The following is a 14,612-nucleotide window of genomic DNA, read 5'->3' as shown; positions in this document are numbered from 1 at the left end:
GGCGCGCAGCGACGCGCGATGTTTGGGTGCGCGAGGCTTCGCCCATACCCTCATCCGCCCCTTCGGGGCACCTTCTCCCAAAGGGAGAAGGGAGGCGCTGAGCCCCTCTCCCGGCGGGAGAGGGGTTGGGGTGAGGGTCGGCGCGCAGCGACTCGCGATGGTTGGGTGCACGAGGCTTCGCCCGTACCCTCATCCGCCCCTTCGGGGCACCTTCTCCCGGTGGGAGAAGGGAGAAGCCGAAGCCCCTCTCCCCTCGGGAGAGGGGTTGGGGTGAGGGTCCGGCGCGCAGCGACGCGCGCTGTTTGGGTGCACGAGGCTTCGCCCATACCCTCATCCGTCCCTGCGGGGCACCTTCCCCCGTGAAGGGGGCCATGGTCCCGCTGGGAGAAGGAAAGGCGCTATTGCCTCAGTCGAAACAGGCGCGGTACGCAGCCAGTGCCGCGCGTGGATCGGGCGCATCGAACACGCCGCTGATCACCGCCAGCAGGTCGGCGCCGGCCGCGACCAGTGGGCGTGCGTTGTCCGGGGTAAGGCCACCGATCGCCACGCGCGGCAGGCCCAGCGTTGCAGCCGCGTGCAACAGATCGGGCGTGGCGCGGCGCGTGGTGACCTTGCTGCGGGTGGGGAAGAACGCGCCGAAGGCGACATAGCTGGCGCCGGCCGCCGCGGCGCCGCGGGCCAGGGCCAGGTCGTCGTAGCAGGAGGCGCCGATCAGCGCCTGCGGTCCGAGCATGGCGCGCGCGGCAGCGAGGTCGCCGTCGTCCTCGCCCAGATGCACGCCGGCCGCGCCCACCGCCTGCGCCAGGGCGACGTCGTCGTTGACGATCAGCGGCACCCCGGCTCGCGCGCACAGCGCCTGCAGTGCCGCAGCCTGGTCGCGCCGCTGCGCCGCGTCGGCGCGCTTGTTGCGGTACTGCAGCCAGGTCACGCCCTGGTCCAGCAGCGGCGCCACCCGCGCCAGCAGGCGCGCGCCGTCGGCGTCGTCGGGAGTGATCAGGTACACGCCGCGCGGCGCCGGGGATGCGTTCATGGCCAAGCCTTCCGATGCGTCGACGGCGATGGGACAATGCCGTTCCGTCCGACTGTGACCTGCGATTATCCAATGAGCGACGCCACCGCCACCACTTATCGCACCTGGATGTGCGTCGTCTGCGGGTTCATCTACAACGAAGCCGACGGCCTGCCGGAAGAAGGCATCGCCCCCGGCACCCGCTGGGACGACGTGCCCGACACCTGGACCTGCCCGGACTGCGGCGTGACCAAGGACGATTTCGAGATGGTGGAGATGGAGTAAGGCTGGGATTGGGGAGTGGGGAATCGGGAATGGACAGCGACTCCCGTGCCTTGCAGGCTTCGCGCGGCGGCCAGTTTCAGGGCTGGCAGGCAGACATCGCGAGACCGGGCGGTCGGATCGCAAGGCCGATACTCGGGAGCGCCGCATGTCCGCCCACGTCCGATGATCGATTCGGTCGGTCGTCTATGACGGCTTGATCAGGTCAGCAACCTCTGAGCCTCAGGCTGCGCTTTTCCCATTCCCGATTCCCCTCTCCCCATTCCCAGCCTCAATGCATCCGCTGCGCGCGCGCGCTCAGTTCCACCAGGCGCTCGCGGATCGGCAGGGCGTCGGAGGCCTCGGGGTTCAGTTGCAGGTAGCGGCCGAGGTCGCGGCGTGCGCCGGGCACGTAGTCCATCTGCAGGTAGGCCATGCCGCGGTCGCGCAGGGCCTCGGGCTGGTCCGGCATCAGCTTGAGGACGCGGTCGGCGCTGCGCGCGGCGCGGTCCCACTCGTCGCGTTCGGCATACAGGCCGTGCAGGTTGCGCAGGACCCGGGCGAGGATCGCGCGGTGCGGCGCCGGGTCCAGGATCTGCAGCAGGGCGCGGTCGTCCGGGCTTTCGCCGCCCATGTGCGGCCGCGCGCGCTCGCGCAGTTCCTCCACCGCCAGCGGGCGACCGCCGTTGAACGGGTCCATCACCAGCAGGCCGTCGTCCACCGGCAGGCGCACCAGGAAATGCCCCGGGAAGGACACGCCGTCGAGCGGGATGTCCAGGCGCCGCGCCACTTCCATCTGCACCAGCGCCAGCGAGATCGGGTTGCCCAGGCGCCGCTCGAACACCTGGTTCATGTAGCTGTTGCGCGGGTCGTAATATTCGTCGTGGTTGCCGGTATAGCCCAGCTCTTCGAACAGGTGGCGATTGATCGCCGCCATCTTCAGCGGCCACTGCTCGATCATCGCCACCTCGTGCCGCAGGTGGTCGGCGTGGCTCTGCGCCAGGGTGTCGTAATGGGCGGCATCCAGCTCCGGATACTCGTCGCGCGCGATCAGCAGCGCGGTCGCCAGCAGCGGCAGGGCATCGTCATCCAGAGCGGCCAGGGTATTCCAGCTCGGCAATGTCAATGGGGCGGCCATGGCCCAAGACTGGCGGCAAAGCCGGGCCCGATCAAGTCCGGCGGTTCCCGACAGCGGTGTCGGGTTCAGCGCGGTGCTCGCGGGGCCTTTTCCCGACGCCGCCGGCACCGTTGACGGGTCAGTGGCCCTGCGGAATACCCGGGCCGAAACGCAGTTCGGTGCCGTCCTGCAGCTTCAGCTGCTCGGCCTGGCCGGCGTTGAGTTCGAGCACATAGCGCGCCGGCGCGTTGCTCGGGTAGGGCGGGCAGGCGTCGCCGGCCGAGCACGGCGGCACGTCGCGCTGCTGCGCCACCAGCTTGCGCTGGTTGTCGAAGTACAGGATGTCCAGCGGGATCTTGGTGTTCTTCATCCAGTACGCCTGCGGTTCCTCGCGGTCGTGGATGAACAGCATGCCGTGGTCGGCCTCCATCTGGTCGCGGAACATCAGCCCGCGCGCGCGCGTCGCATCGTTCTGCGCCAGTTCCACTTCGTAGCGATGTCCGCCCAGTTCCACCCAATGGTCGCCGCCGGCGCTGGCGCAACCGCTGAGGGCAAGCAGGAGAAGGACGCCGAGCGCGCGGAAGAGGGACATGGGCGGGGCCAGGGCAAGAGGAGGACAGCGCGCACCTTGTTGCATGGTGCGTGTGGCGTCAAGAGCGGGGATTGGGGATTGGGGATTCGGGATTCGGGATTCGCAAAGGCAAGGATCTCGGCTTTCACGAATCCCCAATCCCGAATCCCCCGCGCGCGCCAGCGCGCGTCAAAAGACGCGCGGCGGCTCGCCACCGACGATCACCACGTCGGCGGGGCGGCGGGCGAACAGGCCGACGCAGACCACGCCTGGGATCTGGTTCAGTTCGCGCTCCAGCGCCACCGGGTCGGTGATCGACAGGTGGTGCACGTCCAGCACCACGTTGCCGTTGTCGGTGATCACGCCGTCGCGCCACACCGGCTGGCCGCCGGTGCGCGCCAGGATCTCGCGGGCGACCAGGCTGCGTGCCATCGGGATCACCTCGATCGGCAGCGGGAACGTGCCCAGGGTCTGCACCTGCTTGCTCGGGTCGACGATGCAGATGAAGCGCTCGCTGGCCTCGGCGATGATCTTCTCGCGGGTCAGCGCGGCGCCGCCGCCCTTGATCAGGCACTTGTTCGGATCGCACTCGTCGGCGCCGTCCACGTACAGCGACAGGTTGCCGGTGTGGTTCAGGTCCAGCACCTCGATGCCGTGCTGGCGCAGGCGCGCGGTGCTCTGCTCGGAACTGGACACCGCACCCTTGATGCGGTGGCCGATGCGGCCGAGCGCGTCGATGAAATAGGCGACGGTGGAGCCGGTGCCGACGCCGACGATCATGCCGTCCTGGACGTAGTCGATGGCTTTCTCGGCGGCAAGGCGTTTGGCGTCTGACATTGGAAGAGCTCGGGAGTGGGGATTCGGGATTCGGGATTCGTTGAAGCGGCAGACAGGTGGGAACGGAGGCAAATCCCCAATCCCCAATCCCGGCTATTCGAGCCCCAGCAGCAGCTTCCACTGCGCGGCGCTGACCGGGAACACCGACAGGCGGTTGCCGCGGGCGACCAGGGGGAAGCCTTCGCCCAGCGTGTCGGCGTGCTGCTTGATCTCGTCCAGGGCGATGGTGCGCGCCAGCTTGCGCTCGAACGCCACGTCCACCAGGTACCAGCGCGGCTGCTCCGGGGTGGCCTTGGGGTCGTGGTAGTCGGAGGACGGGTCGAACTGGGTGGCGTCGGGGTAGGCCTGGCTGGCCACGCGCGCCACGCCGACGATGCCCGGCACCTTGCAGTTGGAGTGGTAGAACAGGATGCCGTCGCCGAGCTTCATGCCGTCGCGCATGAAGTTGCGCGCCTGGTAGTTGCGCACGCCGTTCCAGGGTTCGGTGCCGACCCGCTGCAGGTCGTCGATCGAGAAAGCGTCCGGTTCGGACTTCATCAGCCAATAGCGGGTGCGTGCGGTCATGCGGTGGAATCGGGCGCGGTCGACAGGGTGAGGGATTCGGTGCAGACCGCGTCCAGCGCCACGTCCCAGGCCGCCAGCGGCAAGGCCGCGACCTGTTGCGCGTCGAAGGCGGCCCCGACCAGCCAGGGCGGCGGAGCCTGCCGCTGGCGGAAAGCGAAGCTGCGATCATACCAGCCGCCTCCCATGCCCAGGCGGCCGCCGGCAGTGTCGAAGCCGACCAGTGGCGTCACCACCAGCGCCATCTGCGCCGGCGCCAGGGTCGTGGCCGGGTCGACGTCGGGCTCGGGGATGCCATAGCGGTTGGCGCGCAGCGGCTGCACGGGGCGCCACGGCGCAAAGCGCAGGGTGTCGCCGCTGAGCACCGGCAGGCAGTACTGCACCGCCTCCGGCAACGACAGTTGCCAGCGGTGCAGGGCGATCTCCCCGTCCATGGCCCAGTAGCCGCCGACATGGCCGTGCTGCGGCGCGAACGGCAGGTCCAGCAGTCGCTGCGCCAAGGCGTCGGCGGCGGCCAGGCGTACGGGCGCGCTGAGCGCGCGGCGGCGCGCGCGCAGGTCCTGGCGCAGGGAGTCGCGGTCGTCGGCGGTCATCGGGCAGGCGTGGCGAGGGAGGGCGCTATTGTCGGCGGCGGCGCGCGCACTGACCAGGGCGCCGCCGCGACGATCACGCGTAGAGCGCCACCGTCTGCCGGCCCCACAGCACCAGCCGCCCGGCGCTGTCCCAGATCTGCATGTCCTGCAGCGAGTAGCCGTCCTCGGCATGCAGGCTGGCCGAGCGCAGCAGGAACCAGTCGCCGGCGCTGGCCGGCTGCGGGAAGTCCAGGGTCCAGGTCATCGAGCTGACCGGTGCGGGTGCGGTGAAGCAGGTCATCGCCGCCGGCGGCAGGCAGTCGCCCAGCGCGACCAGGGCCACGCCCGGGTCCACGCCGACGGCGTCGCGATGGCGCGCCCAGACCAGTAGCTCCGGCGTGGCGGCGCCGGAGATCGGCAGCGCGCCGCCGGCCAGGCGCATGTCGAAGTTGGCGACGAAAGCCGGCGTCATTGCGCTGTCGGCGATCGGCGTCGCGTCATCGGGACCGACCACCGCCGGCCGTGCCGGCAGGAAGTCGTGGGCGATGCGGCTGGGCCGCGGCTGTGCGAACAGCAAGGCCGCACGCAGCGCGACCTGCCCGTCTGCCAGACAATCGACGCCCACGGAGGTGGCGGACTTGCCCTGGCGCAGCACCTGCGCCTCGAAGCGCAGGGTGCCGTCGGCCGGGCCGATGAATCCGATGTGCGCCGACTTCAGCGGCGGCAATGCGGAGGGTGCGGTGCGCAGCGCGGTCTGCAGGGCGAGCGCCGCGGACAGTCCACCGAAGGCGGTGCGGCCTTGTCGCCAGCTAGCGGGGACATCGAATCCCGCGGCGGGGTCGAAGCGGTCGAGGATCTGGGCGAGCGTCGGCAATCCGGGATCTCCGTGGTGGGGCCACCAGTATCCCGGGTTTCGGCCGGTGCGAAAACGCGTCGCACATGCACTACGCCGGCAACGACGGCGTGGTGGACACGCAGGTTGCCGACGCACAAAAGGAAACGGCGCCTTGCGGCGCCGTTTCCCGGAACAATTGCATTCTCCGCCGTGACGATGCGTGCGAAACGACCTTGAACCCGGGGTTCAAGTGGGATGGCTGGAGAATCATCGGGCTTCCCGCTACGAGGCGGACCTGCACTCCCGATTCCGTCGCCACCCCGTGGTCGTCATTAAGGGACAAGGCGAATGTTTGCACACGCTGTCGTTCACAGCAGAGAACGCAAGTGGAGTATAGCGCCGTCGTCGCGCTTGGCTAGTCCGTTCGTCGGTGCTTCGGTGCGTTGCAATTCACGTTGATGATCGCCGCGCCACGAGCGGATCAGCGCGTCGTATCGACCACGCTGTCCAGGCGCCGATTGAGATCGGCGAGTGTGCGCGCCATCTCGCGGTCGCGCTGTGCCTGCTCGTCGCGCAGTTGCTGCAGTTCGTGCGCCAGGTTCAACGCCGCCAGGACGGCGACGCGATCCACCGCGGCCATGCGGTTGCTGCCGCGCACTTCGCGCATCTTCGCATCGAGCAGGCGCGCGGCGGCGAGCAGGCCGTCGCGCTCCTCGGCCTCGACGCCGACGGTGTACTCGCGGTCGAGGATGCGGACGCTGACCGGCTCGCTCACGTGTGCTGCTCCAGGGACTTCAGTCGGGCGATCATCGCTTCCACGCGCGAACGCGCCTGTTCGTTCTTGGTCAGCAACTGCGAGCGCTCGCCGATCAGGTGTTCCTGCTGCTGGCGCAGGCTGCGGTTCTCGTCGGACAGGCGCTGGCAGCGCTCGACCAGCGTTTCCACGCGTGCGGCAAGGGCGCGAAGCTCGGCGAGGGCGTCAGGGCTGTCCATGGCGCTCACGATAGGCATGCGCCGGAGGGGCGGTCAAGACGCCGCGCGGCGGCACCATGGCCGGCGCTCAGGCAGGCAGCCGCAGCGGTTGCTGCAGCAGGCGCAGGCAGGCGTCCGGTTCCAGCGCCGGCGCCACCAGGTGGCCCTGGATCTCGTCGCAGCCGTGTGCGCGCAGGAACGCCAGTTGCCCGGCGTCCTCGACCCCCTCGGCCACCACCTTCAGCGCCAGCGAGTGGCCCATCGCGATGATGGTGCTGGTGATCGCCTCGTCGTCCGGGTCGCGGGTGAGGTCGCCGATGAATTCCTGGTCGATCTTCAGGGTGTTGATCGGCAGCCGCTTCAGGTAGGCCAGCGACGAATAGCCGGTGCCGAAATCGTCGATGGCCAGGGTCAGCCCCAGCTCGCGGCAGGCGCGCAGCAGCGCGGCGTTCTTGCCGACCTGCGACATCACCACGCTCTCGGTGAGTTCCAGTTCGATGTTGGCCGCCGGCACACCGGTTTCGGCGAGGATCCCGGCCATCAGTTCCGGCAGGTTGCCGCGCTCGAGCTGGATCGCCGAGACGTTCACCGACATGCACAGATCGGTCAGCCCCATCCGCCGCCAGTCGCGCAACGCACTGCAGGCCTGTCGCAGCACCCACTCGCCGATCTCCAGGATCAGCCCGGTTTCCTCGGCCAGCGGGATGAACTGGCTGGGCGAGACCGGGCCGAAATCGGCGCTGTGCCAGCGCAGCAGCGCTTCCACGCCCACCACCCGCTGCGTGCGCAGCGAGTAGCGCGGCTGGTAGACCAGCTTCAGTTCCTGATCCAGCGGGATCTTGCGCAGCGTGCTGGCCAGGGTGGCGCGGTGGCGGGTGGCCTCGTCCATGCGCGCCGAGTACACCTGGGCGTTGCGGCGCCCGGCGGCCTTGGCCTGGTACATCGCGGTATCGGCATGCTTGAGCAGTTCGCTCGGCAGCAGCGCGTGCTGCGGGAACAGGGAGATGCCGATGGAGGTGGACACCGCGACCTCGCGGCGTTCGTCCAGCCGCAGGGGCGCCTCGAACGCGGCCAGCACGCGGGCGGCCACCGCCTCGGCCTCGCCCTGGCTGACGATGTCCTCGACCACCACGGTGAATTCGTCGCCGGCCAGGCGCGCCACCGTGTGCTGCGGCCCCACCGCCTGCTGCAGGCGTTCGGCGACCGCGCGCAGCACACGGTCGCCGACCGCGTGGCCCAGCGAGTCGTTGATGTCCTTGAAGCGGTCCAGGTCCAGGAACAGCACCGCGACCGAGCCGGCCTGGCGCCGCGCCCGCACGATCGCCCGCGCGAGGCGCTCGGACAGCAGGGCGCGATTGGGCAGGCTGGTCAGCGTGTCGTAGTTGGCCAGGTAGCGCAGTTCCTGCTCGGCGCGCTTCTGTTCGGTGATGTCTTCCAGCACCACCACCTGGAAGCTCTGGCGGCCGTCGGCGTCGACCACGGTGTTGCGGCGAAGGTGGCAGAGGATCTCCTGGCCGTCCTTGCGCCGCTTCCAGGCCTCGCCGCGCCAGTGCCGGCCGTGGTCGGCCGCCGGCGCGGCCGCCGTTTCCGGGGTGTGGTCGATCAGCGCCATCGGCTGGCCCAGCACCTCGCGCTCGCTGTAGCCGGTGATGCGGGTGAAGGCCGGGTTGACCGAGATGAAGCGGCGGTCCTCGTCGAGCACGGCGACCGCTTCGCCCATGCTGCGCAGCACTTCGGCGGCGATGCGCCGTTCCAGGTCGGCCTGGCGGTGCGAGGTGATGTCGCGGGCGGTGCCGGCGAGCCGGCGCGGTGCGCCACTGGCGTCGTAGTCGACCACACGGCCGCGCACCCGCGCCCAGTGCCAGATTCCATCGCCGGTCAGGTCCACGCGGTACTCGGCGGTGTAGATCGCGGTGAGGCCCTGCAGGTGTTCCTGCAGCACCTGCCGCGCCTGCGCCATGTCGTCGGGATGGATGCGCAGCGGCTCGTTCTCGCGGATCACCAGGCCGATGTCCTGCGCGTGCGGCGTGGCCTCGTCGGCGCGCATCAGCCGCAGCGTGCGCGCCTGCAGGTCGTAATCCCAGAAGTGTTCGCCCGAGGCCCACAGCGCCAGCTTCAGGTGCTGGTCGCGCTGCTGCAGCTGCGCATGCCGTTGCAACTGCTCGCGCAGGCGCCGACGCGAGCGCAGCGCGAACAGCGCCGCCAGCCCTCCGGCGGCCAGCGCCGCGAGCGCCACCAGCGGCCACGCGGCCAGCAGTGTCTGGCCGAACAAGGCCAGGCCGGTCCTTCCCGCAGCTCCTGCAGCGACGTGCTCCAATGGCATGGCGGAAAGTGACTTCTGTCAAAGAACGGGTGGTGGAGTGTAGGCGCGTGCCGGAAGCCACCACAAGCGGCGGCGCACACGCGATTGCTACACTGCGCAGTCCCGATTCCGCTGCAGGCCGCCACAGGCCCGTGGCCAGCGCCCGACAGGCTTCGCTCCATGACCGAACTTCCCACTGCCGACCAGATCGCCGATGCCAGCCGGACGCTTGGCCTGGCTGCGTCGGCGGCCGAATTGCACGGCGGCCTGTGCGGCTGGCTGGCCGGCGGCGGCGCCGAGGTGCCGGCCTGGCCAGCGGCCGTACTCGCCGACGCCAGCATCGCCGCGCCGCGCCCCGGCGACGCGCTGGATCGCCTGCGCGAGGCCACCACTGCGCAACTGAACGACCGCGATTTCGGTTTCGACCTGGTGCTGGCCGATGCCGGCGCGTCGCTGCCCGAACGCGCCGACGCGCTGTTCGACTGGTGCCGCGGCTTCCTCGGTGGTTTCGGCCTGGCCGCGGGCGCCGCGCCGCCGCTGTCCGAGGAAGGGCAGGAGGCGCTGCAGGACCTGGCGCGGCTGGCCCAGGCCAGCGCCGACGATTTCGACAGCGGCGACGAGGACGAGGACGCGCTGGCCGAGATCGAGGAGTTCGTGCGCGTGGCGGTGCTGCTGCTGCACAGCGACTGCGTGCTCGGCCCGCGCCACCGGCAGCGCCTGAACTGATGAAGCGGCTCACCGGGATTTCCTCCGGCGAGTACGCGCGCCGCCGTCGGCAACTGATGGACATGGCCGGCGAGCAGGCCATCCTGGTGCTGCCCAGCGCGCCGGAGCGGGTGCGCAGCCACGACACCCATTACCCGTACCGGCAGGATTCGGATTTCTGGTACCTGTGCGGCTTTCCCGAGCCGGACGCGGTACTGGTGCTGGTGCCCGGGCGCCGCCACGGCGAGGCGCTGCTGTTCTGCCGCGAACGCGATCCCGAGCGCGAAGCCTGGGACGGCCCGCGGGCGGGTCAGGAAGGCGCGGTCGAACGCTATGGCATGGACGATGCCTATCCGATCGACGACCTCGACGAGATCCTGCCCGGGCTGCTGGAAGGCCGCTCGCGGGTGTACTACCACTTCGGCCGCGACGTCGATTTCGACCTGAAGCTGATCGGCTGGGTCAAGCGCGTGCGCGAGCAGGTACGGCACGGCGCGCAGCCGCCGCACGAGTTCCTTGAGCTCGGGCATCTGCTGCACGAGCAGCGCCTGTTCAAGTCGCGCGACGAGATCGCGCTGATGCAGGTCGCCGCCGACCTGAGCGTGGCCGGACATCGTGCGGCGATGCGGCTGGCGAAGCCGGGCGTGCACGAATACCAGGTGCAGGCCGAGATCGAGCGCGAATTCCGCGCCGGCGACGCCTGGCCGGCCTACGGCAGCATCGTCGGCAGCGGTCACAACGCCTGCGTGCTGCACTACCGCGCCAACGCCGCGCGCCTGCGCGACGGCGACCTGGTGCTGGTCGATGCCGGTGCCGAGTACCGCGGCTATGCCGCCGACATCACCCGCACCTTCCCCGCCAATGGCCGCTTCAGCCCCGAACAGCGCGCGCTGCACGACCTGGTCGGCGCCGCGCACGCCGCCGCGCTGGCGCAGGCGCGCCCGGGCATGGCTTACGAGGCCGGACACCTGGCCGCGGTGCAGACCCTGACCGAAGGCCTGCTGCGGCTGGGCCTGCTCAAGGGCAGCTTGGAACAGAACCTGGCCAGCGGCGACTACCGGCGCTTCTATCGGCACAAGACCGGGCACTGGCTGGGCCTGGACGTGCACGATGTCGGCGACTACCGGCTGGCCGGCGAATCGCGCCTGCTCGAGCCGGGCATGGTGTTCACCATCGAACCCGGCCTGTACGTGTCGCCGGACGACAAGGACGTGGACCCGAAGTGGCGCGGCATCGGCATCCGCACCGAGGACGACGTGCTGATCACCGACGACGGCCACCGCGTGCTCACCGATGCCTTGGCGCGCAGCGCCGAGGAGGTCGAAGGGTTGATGGCTGGGAATGGGGAATAGGGAAACGGGAATGGAAAAAGCAGCGCCCGCGCGCGGAAAGGTCAGCTAGCTAGTAGGCCTGGCGCTTCTGCTTTTGCGATTCCCCAATCCCGATTCCCCATTCCCGCGGTGGCGGCTCAGGCCGCCGCCGCAAACTCCGGTCGCGTCAGGTTCTCCGGTGCGTCCTCGGTGCACACCACTTCGTCCTCGATGCGGATGCCGCCGTAGGGCTTGAACTGCGCCACCCGCGCCCAGTCGACGCTATCGCCGTGGCCGGCCTGCTTGAGGTCGTCGAGCAGCATGTCGATGAAATACAGGCCCGGCTCGATCGTCACCACCATGCCCGGTTCCAGGGTGCGGGTCATGCGCAGGTAGGGGTGGCCGTCGGGGCGTTCGATGCGGCCACCGCGGTCGCTGGCGGCGAAGCCGGCGACGTCGTGCACCTGCAGGCCGATCGGATGGCCCAGGCCGTGCGGGAAGAACGCGGCGCTGACGCCGGTGGCCACCGCGGTTTCCGGCGACACCTTCAGCACCCCGGCATCCCGGAGTACGCCCATCAGCGCCAGATGCGCATCCAGATGCAGTTGCCGGTAGTCGACGCCGGCGCGCACGTGCTGGCCCATGCGCTGCTGCGCGGCGTCCACCGCGTCGATCAGCGCCTGGAAGTCGCTGCCGCGATCTGCGGCGTAGGTGCGGGTGATGTCGCTGGCGTAGCCGTGCGCGGAGGCGCCGGCGTCGATCAGGAAGCTGCGCAGCGGCGTCGGCGCCTGCCGCTGCAGTTCGGTGTAGTGCAGCACGGCGCCGTGTTCGTTCAGCGCCACGATGTTGCCGTACGGCAGTTCGTTCGCGTCCTGGCCGACCGCGGCGCAGTAGGCCATGTGGATCTCGAATTCGCTGCGGCCGTCGCGGAACGCGGCCTCGGCGGCGCGATGGCCGCGCACTGCCGCCTGCTGTGCCTGGCGCATCAGTGCCAGCTCGTAGGGCGTCTTGTAGGCGCGGTGGTATTCCAGGTAGTGCAACACTTCCGCCGGGTTGTTCGGCACGTAGCCGCCCAGCGCGCTCTGCGGCTCGCCGAGGATCGCGCTGCGCGCGGCATCCGGCAGCAGCGCCAGCGCCTCGTCCGGGGTGCGGATCAGGTGGATGTCGCAGTGCTCCACCCACCAGCCGCTGGGCGCATCCGGCACCACATGCCAGTAGTCGCGCGGCTGGTGGAAGATCACCTGCGGGCGGCGCCCGGGCGTGTACACCAGCCAGCTGTTCGGCACCCGCGTCAGCGGCAGCCAGGCCTTGAACTGCGGGTTCACCGCGAACGGATAGTCGCGATCGTCGAACACCTGGTAGTGCAGGGTGCCGCTGGGGACCACCAGGTGGTCGAAGCCGCCGCGCGCCAGCGCCTCGTCGGCGCGTTGGGTCAGCGTGCGCAGGTGGTCGGGATACAGGGCGCTTGGGTCGTGCTGGGGCATGGCGGCGGACTCGTTCGGCGATGCGGAAACAGGGGCGCCAGTGTGCCGGAAACGCTGCGGGCGTGCGGACGTGGGTGGACGGCGTGCGCATGGCGTGCGTTGCCGAAGCTGCGCCGGCGACGCGGGGCGTTGTCGATCCGCCGGATCTTCCTTGCGTCGAAGCGCGAACCGGACTCGGATGCCCGTCGTAGGAGCGGCTTCAGCCGCGACCGGCCTTCCAGGGAACACCTCGTTCGCGGCTGAAGCCGCTCCTACAAGATGGGCGGCGCTAGCCGCCGGGGGCCGAGTTGATCCACTGCCGCAGCAGGTCGCGGTGCGCGGGGGAAATGGTCAGGAAACGGAAGCCGGCCCAGGCCTGGCCCGGTGCGTGCGAGGGTTCGCTCCACAACAGGTGCGCGCCGACGTCGATCTGCGCGTCGCGGTCGGCCTGCGGCATCGAGAAGCGCAATTGGTACAGCGCGTCCTCGTGCAGCGGCGCCGAGGCCAGCAGCAGCATGCCGTGTTCGGAGACGTTGCCGAGGCGGCCGACCACGGCGTCTTCCATCAGGTCCAGCACCGGCACCATGTCCGGGACCTGGCGGCGCGGCGAACGGCGGGCGTCGCTGCTCATGCACTCTCCATGGCGTCGTCGGCGGCGGGAACGCCGGCCAGGGTGCGCAACGCGCGTACCGCGGCCTGCCAGGCGCGGTCGATCAGGCGTGCGCGGTCTTCGCTGACGATGCGGGCCTGGCCCTGCGCCAGCAGCCGCGCCAACCCGTCGAGCGTGTGTTCGGCGGTCTTCTGTCCGCGCTGGTTCACGAACAGCGCGCGTTCGGTGATCGGGCTGTACCAGGACAGGCGTTGCCGCTTCAGGTCGCCTTGCTGGTTGACCACGAATTCGAACCAGGTGCCGAACGGCAGCGTGCGCAGGCGCGCATACGCCGCCTGTTCGGCCTCGTTGCGCGGCGGCAGCGAAGGCCGCTCGCCGTCCTCGCCCTGCTCGCCCAGACGGGTGCGTGCCTTCAGCCGCACGCTGAGCTCGGTGCGCGAGGTGGTGGCGTCGGTGCCGCCGGGCGTGGACAGGCGGCGGGCGATGGCCTCGGCTTCCTGCTGGTGGTAGCCCACCTGCAGCAACGCCTGGCCCACGCGCTCGGCCAGGCCGGCATCGGAGGCGCCCTCGCTGCGGCAGGTGACCTCGGCGATGCGCTCGGCCAGGCCGATGCGTTCGCGCCAGATCTCCGAATCCTCGCCCTGGCGCAGCAGGGTCAGCACCAGCACGTCGGACCAGGCCTGCTGCAGCAGGGTCTGCACGAAATCGGGCGGTTGCCGGGCGTTGCACAGCGCTTCCAGGGTGGCGATCGCGGTCTGCTTGGCCAGCTCCAGCCGTTCCTTGCCGCGCGCGGCCTCCACGTGCCGGCGCTCGGCGATCTCCGCCTTGTGCGCCAGGCTGCGCTGCTGCGCCTGGATGTCCTGGTGGGCCTGTTCGAAGACGGTTTCGTCGCCCTCGTATTCTTCGACCACGCGGTCCACCGCCTGGTTGAGCTTGAGCAGCAGCGTCGGATCGCTGTCGTCTTCGCCCAGCCAGGTCGCGCCCGATTCGGCGACGGCGTTGAGCAGTTCCCGCGCCGGGTGGCGGCTGCGCGCGAAGAACGCCGGGTCCTGCAGCGCAGCGCGCACCAGTGGCACCTGCAGGCGTTCCAGCAGCGCCGCGGCCGGCGCGTCGGCGCGCACCTCGCGCTCGATCTCGCCGTACAGCAGGCCGAGCAGGTCGAAGGTGTCGGCCTGTTGCGCGGCCAGGGTCGCCTGCGCGCCGTGGCTGGCGCGTAGCGCCTGCAGCAGGGCGGTCTGCACGTCGCGCAGGTGGCGGCGTCCGCGCAGCCCGCCCAGGGTGCTGTGGGCCGGCGGTTGCGCCTGCAGTTCGCCCAGGGCCTGCAGCAGGCTGGCGGTCGGGACCGGGATCGCGCCGGTGGCGCTCGCCGGCCGCGCCGCGAGCGTGGCGGCACCGGCGGTCGCGGGCGCCGCCGCGGCGGGCGTGGCCTTGGTGCGCGCCGCAGTCAGCAACTGGCGCAGGGTGGCCGCCGTGACCAGACGCATCAT

Annotated in this window: 16 protein-coding genes and 1 other RNA gene; 3 read left to right on the top strand and 14 right to left on the bottom strand. The window is 70.4% G+C overall.

From position 1 onward, the window contains the following. Positions 1 to 406: 406 nt before the first annotated feature. Positions 407 to 1,030, bottom strand: coding sequence for a thiamine phosphate synthase (gene thiE, locus J7357_RS09730; protein ID WP_209246017.1), 624 nt, complete (start codon positions 1,028 to 1,030; stop codon positions 407 to 409). Between the two features lie 72 nt (positions 1,031 to 1,102). Here thiE and J7357_RS09725 point away from each other — a divergent pair, with 72 nt between their 5' ends. Next, positions 1,103 to 1,294 (top strand): rubredoxin, encoded by a 192-nt coding sequence (locus J7357_RS09725; protein ID WP_048491769.1) that lies wholly within the window; start codon positions 1,103 to 1,105, stop codon positions 1,292 to 1,294. Positions 1,295 to 1,562: 268 nt separating this feature from the next. On the opposite strand, the gene J7357_RS09720 is transcribed toward J7357_RS09725, so the two are convergent. The 10 genes from J7357_RS09720 to J7357_RS09675 form a co-directional block, all read right to left on the bottom strand. Beyond that, the gene (locus tag J7357_RS09720; RefSeq protein WP_209246015.1) at positions 1,563 to 2,408 is read right to left on the bottom strand and encodes a SirB1 family protein; all 846 of its coding nucleotides are present in this window, start codon (positions 2,406 to 2,408) and stop codon (positions 1,563 to 1,565) included. Between the two features lie 118 nt (positions 2,409 to 2,526). After that, positions 2,527 to 2,979 carry a DUF192 domain-containing protein gene (locus J7357_RS09715; RefSeq protein ID WP_209246013.1) on the bottom strand — a complete coding sequence of 151 codons (453 nt, stop codon included), beginning with the start codon at positions 2,977 to 2,979 and terminating at the stop codon, positions 2,527 to 2,529. A gap of 168 nt (positions 2,980 to 3,147) precedes the next feature. Beyond that, positions 3,148 to 3,795 (bottom strand): ribose-5-phosphate isomerase RpiA, encoded by a 648-nt coding sequence (gene rpiA / locus J7357_RS09710; RefSeq protein WP_209246011.1) that lies wholly within the window; start codon positions 3,793 to 3,795, stop codon positions 3,148 to 3,150. 93 nt (positions 3,796 to 3,888) lie between these two features. After that, on the bottom strand, positions 3,889 to 4,359 hold the full coding sequence (locus tag J7357_RS09705; RefSeq protein WP_209246009.1) for an EVE domain-containing protein: 471 nt from the start codon (positions 4,357 to 4,359) through the stop codon (positions 3,889 to 3,891). Then, positions 4,356 to 4,949, bottom strand: coding sequence for a 5-formyltetrahydrofolate cyclo-ligase (locus tag J7357_RS09700; RefSeq protein WP_209246007.1), 594 nt, complete (start codon positions 4,947 to 4,949; stop codon positions 4,356 to 4,358). The genes J7357_RS09705 and J7357_RS09700 overlap by 4 nt, the downstream gene beginning before the upstream one ends. Positions 4,950 to 5,022: 73 nt before the next feature. After that, positions 5,023 to 5,802, bottom strand: coding sequence for a thioesterase family protein (locus J7357_RS09695; protein WP_209246005.1), 780 nt, complete (start codon positions 5,800 to 5,802; stop codon positions 5,023 to 5,025). 159 nt (positions 5,803 to 5,961) lie between these two features. Then, positions 5,962 to 6,146, bottom strand: a non-coding RNA gene (ssrS, locus tag J7357_RS09690) — 6S RNA. A 98-nt stretch (positions 6,147 to 6,244) separates the two neighbouring features. After that, positions 6,245 to 6,538 (bottom strand): cell division protein ZapA, encoded by a 294-nt coding sequence (locus tag J7357_RS09685; RefSeq protein ID WP_209246003.1) that lies wholly within the window; start codon positions 6,536 to 6,538, stop codon positions 6,245 to 6,247. After that, positions 6,535 to 6,756, bottom strand: a complete 222-nt coding sequence (locus J7357_RS09680) for a TIGR02449 family protein (protein ID WP_017910437.1) — start codon at positions 6,754 to 6,756, stop codon at positions 6,535 to 6,537. The genes J7357_RS09685 and J7357_RS09680 overlap by 4 nt, the downstream gene beginning before the upstream one ends. A gap of 67 nt (positions 6,757 to 6,823) precedes the next feature. Next, positions 6,824 to 9,007 carry a GGDEF and EAL domain-containing protein gene (locus J7357_RS09675; protein WP_209246001.1) on the bottom strand — a complete coding sequence of 728 codons (2,184 nt, stop codon included), beginning with the start codon at positions 9,005 to 9,007 and terminating at the stop codon, positions 6,824 to 6,826. A 210-nt stretch (positions 9,008 to 9,217) separates the two neighbouring features. On the opposite strand from J7357_RS09675, the gene J7357_RS09670 reads away from it, so the two are divergent. Both J7357_RS09670 and J7357_RS09665 read left to right on the top strand, forming a co-directional pair. Further along, complete coding sequence (locus J7357_RS09670) at positions 9,218 to 9,763, top strand: YecA family protein (protein ID WP_209245999.1); 546 nt, start codon at positions 9,218 to 9,220, stop codon at positions 9,761 to 9,763. Then, positions 9,763 to 11,094 carry an aminopeptidase P N-terminal domain-containing protein gene (locus tag J7357_RS09665; RefSeq protein WP_209245997.1) on the top strand — a complete coding sequence of 444 codons (1,332 nt, stop codon included), beginning with the start codon at positions 9,763 to 9,765 and terminating at the stop codon, positions 11,092 to 11,094. The genes J7357_RS09670 and J7357_RS09665 overlap by 1 nt, the downstream gene beginning before the upstream one ends. 116 nt (positions 11,095 to 11,210) lie before the next feature. On the opposite strand, the gene pepQ is transcribed toward J7357_RS09665, so the two are convergent. From pepQ to J7357_RS09650, 3 genes are all read right to left on the bottom strand, one after another. Next, on the bottom strand, positions 11,211 to 12,536 hold the full coding sequence (gene pepQ, locus J7357_RS09660) for a Xaa-Pro dipeptidase (protein WP_209245995.1): 1,326 nt from the start codon (positions 12,534 to 12,536) through the stop codon (positions 11,211 to 11,213). 268 nt (positions 12,537 to 12,804) lie between these two features. Continuing rightward, the gene (locus J7357_RS09655) at positions 12,805 to 13,146 is read right to left on the bottom strand and encodes a PilZ domain-containing protein (protein ID WP_209245993.1); all 342 of its coding nucleotides are present in this window, start codon (positions 13,144 to 13,146) and stop codon (positions 12,805 to 12,807) included. Further along, the coding region (locus J7357_RS09650) for a DUF1631 family protein (protein ID WP_244667413.1) at positions 13,143 to 14,612 on the bottom strand (1,470 nt) is incomplete at its 5' end. The genes J7357_RS09655 and J7357_RS09650, both read right to left, overlap by 4 nt.

The sequence above is a fragment of the Xanthomonas sp. D-109 genome, assembly GCF_017746095.1.
Taxonomy (GTDB): Bacteria; Pseudomonadota; Gammaproteobacteria; order Xanthomonadales; family Xanthomonadaceae; genus Xanthomonas_A; species Xanthomonas_A sacchari.
The sequence above is the reverse complement of the archived record's forward strand: the minus strand, read 5'-3'. Positions and strand labels throughout refer to the sequence as shown.